The organism is Thermogemmatispora sp. (assembly GCF_019683755.1).
GTDB lineage: Bacteria > Chloroflexota > Ktedonobacteria > Ktedonobacterales > Ktedonobacteraceae > Thermogemmatispora.
The window spans coordinates 1-4096 of sequence record NZ_JADGHT010000381.1 but is presented as its reverse complement, the minus strand read 5'-3'; the positions used below and the strand labels follow the sequence as shown (position 1 = coordinate 4096).

The 4096-nt window shown below is 58.6% G+C and carries 5 protein-coding genes; 2 read left to right on the top strand and 3 right to left on the bottom strand.

The window, feature by feature from the left end; translation table 11 throughout:
• Together IRZ24_RS17585 and IRZ24_RS17580 are read left to right on the top strand one after the other, a co-directional pair.
• Nucleotides 1–314 (top strand): M48 family metalloprotease (locus tag IRZ24_RS17585; protein WP_297167107.1); only part of this gene is annotated, 314 nt, incomplete at its 5' end.
• Between the two features lie 97 nt (nucleotides 315–411).
• Nucleotides 412–1656: a M48 family metallopeptidase gene (locus tag IRZ24_RS17580; protein ID WP_297167106.1), complete on the top strand. Its 1245-nt coding sequence runs from the start codon at nucleotides 412–414 to the stop codon at nucleotides 1654–1656.
• A gap of 121 nt (nucleotides 1657–1777) precedes the next feature.
• On the opposite strand, the gene IRZ24_RS17575 is transcribed toward IRZ24_RS17580, so the two are convergent.
• From IRZ24_RS17575 to IRZ24_RS17565, 3 genes are all read right to left on the bottom strand, one after another.
• A complete protein-coding gene (locus IRZ24_RS17575; protein ID WP_297167104.1) occupies nucleotides 1778–2842 on the bottom strand; it encodes an LLM class flavin-dependent oxidoreductase in 1065 nt (354 codons plus the stop codon).
• 280 nt (nucleotides 2843–3122) lie between these two features.
• Nucleotides 3123–3317 (bottom strand): hypothetical protein, encoded by a 195-nt coding sequence (locus IRZ24_RS17570; protein ID WP_297167101.1) that lies wholly within the window; start codon nucleotides 3315–3317, stop codon nucleotides 3123–3125.
• A 268-nt stretch (nucleotides 3318–3585) separates the two neighbouring features.
• On the bottom strand, nucleotides 3586–4096 hold a 511-nt coding region (locus tag IRZ24_RS17565; RefSeq protein WP_297167098.1), incomplete at its 5' end, for a cellulose-binding domain-containing protein.

The window sequence follows — 4096 nt, the reverse complement described above, 5'->3', positions numbered from 1 at the left end:
ATATACAATACATTTATACTACTGTGGCAGTTTTTTCCCTGTTGTGGTATGCCACAAGAATCCTTCTCACTCCCTTCATCCGTCGTCAGGAGGTGCGTGCGGACAGCTTTGCCCTACAGCAGACTGGCAATCTGCGAGCGTACCGAAACGCCATGATTCGCCTGACGAATTTCAGCTCCTCTCTGGCTTGGAGGCCTCGAGTGCCGTGGCTTGGTAGCCGTACGTATCCTTCGTTAGTGAGCCGCCTGGCTCTGGCTGACCTTTTCCTGCATCAGCAGCAGCAAGAACAGAAAGACAGCACCAACTTGCCATGACGACAGCTCGTGCGTTAAGATAAAACCACCTGAGCTGGAACGCAAACAGCGGTCGCAAGCACTGCTGTTCATGATCGTCTGGAGGATGGTGGCTTTTATGCAACAAGAGCGGTACGAGCGAGCAGACCAATTGAACGAGGATCAAAGGCCAGAGAAAACGTCTGAGACAGAAGCCCAGCTTGATCCACAACGCCAGCAACAAGCGCGCGAATATGCGCGCATTCGTCGGCGTCTCTGGCTGCTAGGTCTGGCTATTGCCGCGGCTGGCCTGGTGATCCTCTTTCTCTTCCGACTTGATCTCTGGCTGCGCGATCTCCTGCAGCCGCTGGCCTGGCAACCGCTGGCGGGCTGGTACCCGCTGCAGGTGGCCGGCTACTTCCTGGTGCTGCTGCTGACCTATGAACTGGTCAGCGCGCCACTGACCCTCTATCGGGGCTACATTTTACCGCGACGCTATGGCCTCTCCGTGCAGACGCTCGCAGCCTGGCTCAGCGACCTTGGCAAGGGCTTGCTGCTGAGCGTGATCCTGGAGCTGGCAGCCCTGGAACTCATCTATCTCCTGCTGGCTACACAACCACTGACCTGGTGGCTTTGGGTTGCGCTCGTCATGCTCTTCTTCTCAGTAGTGCTGGCCAATCTGGCGCCGGTCTTGATCCTGCCACTCTTCTATCGCTTCACGCCCCTGCCTGATGGAGAACTCAAAACGCGCCTGCTGGCCCTGGCCGAGCGTGCCCGCACGCGTGTACGCGGCGTCTTTACCATGCACATGAGCAGCAAGACCACCGCTGCTAATGCGGCACTGATGGGCCTGGGCAACACGCGCCGTATCGTCATTGGCGATACCCTCCTCAATCAGTACACGCCAGATGAAATCGAGGTAGTGCTAGCGCATGAGCTTGGCCACCACGTCCACGGCGACATCTGGAAGCTGATCGCCAGCCAGTCTCTCTTGACCCTCCTCGCTCTCTATCTGATTAACCTCACCCTCCACGGGCTGGCCACGCCGCAGCTCGGCTATCACGGTCTGGCTGATCCGGCCACGCTCCCACTGATCGCCCTGGTCAGCGCCATTGTCGGACTAATCTGCATGCCGTTGGGTAACGCAGTCAGCCGCTATCTGGAGTACCAAGCTGATGAGTATGCGCTCCTGACCACGGGCAAGAGCGAAGCCTTTCGAAGCATGATGACACGTCTGGCCAACCAGAATCTGGCCGAGGCTGAACCGGCGCCCCTGGTCGAAATCCTCTTTCATGATCACCCTTCCATCAAAAGGCGCCTGGAGCATGCCGAAGCTTTCGCCCGTCGTCAGAGCGGCAGCGATCTTGGCCTGGCCAGCCGCTAGCCTCGATGGCTGATCTAAGGAGTCAGAGCATCCACAGAGCCAGGCCAGGAGCATAACAGCAGAAAAACAGTGCGAGCCTGATATTCCTGGCCTGGCCCTCCTCCACTTGTCGGCGGATCAATCAGGAGCGCAGGGCTTCCATCAATGCGCTCAGGAGCTGGCCGGCCTCATCCACCGAGCCTTCTGGCATACTCAGCAATGGCTGATCCACGCCGCGCTCTGCCCACACGTCGAGCTTGGCCACGATCTCGCGCGGAGTTCCTACGATGGTGACAGCGTCGAGCATCTCGGGATCGACCGCCTCGATGGCGCTCTTCATCCCTTGCTTCCAGCCCTCGATGACGGCCTGCACCTGGCTCCCATAGCCGTGGCGAGTCAGCATCTCCGCGTAGTAGACTCCCATTTTCCCAATGTAGTAGGCTAACGGAGCCGCGGCCCGATAGCGGGCAGCCTGGCGCATCTGCTCATCGGCGTTCTCAGGCAGAATCACGCTCGTGATATAGGGAGCGATTAGAGCGCTATGGGGCGGACGTCCAGCGCGTTGGGCCCCCTCATCAAGCTGCTGGCGCAGCTCCTGCCACTTATGGCCAGGCCAATAGACCGGTAGCACCCCATCGGCGATCTCCCCAGTTTGGATCACGTTCTTTGGCCCCATGGCCGCGATATAGATCGGCACATCCGCGCGCAGCGGCGTAAAGCGCAGCTTAAAGCCCCGCTCCAGCTTAAAGAACTGACCATGATAGATCAGCTTCTCATGGCGCAGAATCATCCTGATGATCTCAACATACTCGCGTGTGCGCTGCAGAGGCTTTTCGAAGGGGACGCCATGCCAATGCTCGATGACATTGGCACCCGAGGGGCCGAGACCGAGGATCATACGCCCCCCGGACCGTTCATCTAAAGTGGCCACAGTGCTGGCGATCAGCGCCGGGGTACGTGAGTAGATATTGGCAATGCCGGCGCCGAGCTTGATGCGCCTGGTCGCGCGCGCCAGATCGGCTAACGAGGTAAATAGCTCGTAGCCCCAGGACTCGCCCAGCCAGACAGAATCAAAGCCCAGCTCATCAGCAATCTTGACTTTCTCGACAATCTCGTTCCATGCTCCGGGGAATTGCGGCGAATCTGCTACCAGCCCTACACGGCTGCGATAAGCCTTCATCGCTGCAGGCGCGGAATCAGCGCTCATGCCTGCATACCTCCATTGGTGGAATTTGCTCCTATGCTGAAATTATAGCGCACGCCCGCTTTCTAGCAGCCGTATCACCAAGGGGCTGCTTGCTCTATCTGCTTGCCTGCCTGTCCGGTGGCTACCCATCTCACGACGAGCAGAGAGCCTCTTCCCCGGTCTGTCCCTATTGACCAGTGCGAGTACCGTACTCCCCCTATCGACCACAACAACGAGCCAGGACCACCCACCTGTCTGCACCCTGTCTGCACCCGCCTTCACTCGCTCACCGAGCTGCTCTTCACAATTTGAGCGTTCTCTTACGCTGATGCCACTGATCCAGGGAGCGAACGACAAAGCGCGGCTGGCCATGCAAGTAGATGGCGAGATAATAGTAGTCAGGTTGCCCTACCTCAGACAAGATGCGCACCTCCACCTGGGGCGCTTCCTGTTGAATGAGCATCTGTAGCTGCTGTGCCTCTTGGTATGTGAGCATAGACTAAACCTCGGCTCTTCAAAGCCGGTCTGTGATCGTTTTACCCGCAGTAACGGAGAAGACCGGTTAAGCATTGCAGTGATAAACGAAAAGGCTAGCAAAGGAGGCCTTGAGAGAGAAAACAGGTGGCCGGCCATGAAGAGCCTGCCAGGCCTTGCCATCAGTGGCGTTGCGCGAGGTCAACCAGCAGCCAGGGAGAGGCGCCCGTGGTCGGAGATTGACCGCGAGCGCCTGGGTCCAGACAAAAGAGGAGGGGAAAAGCCTTTTTTCAGGCCAGAGTGCAGCTTTGACCGTTCAGCGTAAAGGAAGTTGGTGCGGGATTGCTCGTTGTCCATGTGCCATTGAAGCCCAGGGTGCTCGAGGCACCTGGACTGAGCACTGCATTATAACTCAAGCTACTAGCGCTGACCTGACTTCCCTGTTGGCTGAACGTAGCATTCCAGCCCTGGGTAATTGTCTGGCCGGCGCTGAAGGCAAAGGTCAGCGTCCAGCCATTGATGGTAGTTGTTCCGCTATTCGTCAGGGTAATACTGGCCGTGAAACCGCCGGGCCACTGGCTGGTAACGCTATAGGTCACACGGCAAGCCGCGCCGGTTGTAGCTGTCGGCGTAGGAGAAGGGGTCTGCGTGACCACCGGTGGAGGAGTGGGAGTCGCCGTCGCGCTGCCGCCGCCAGTCACCTGCGGTCCCACTTCCAGCTTAATAGTATCGTACATGGCGCCGCCGCCGCTGCTCACCGAGGTCATAGCGAACGCTACCGTATTGCTGCCGACCTTGAGC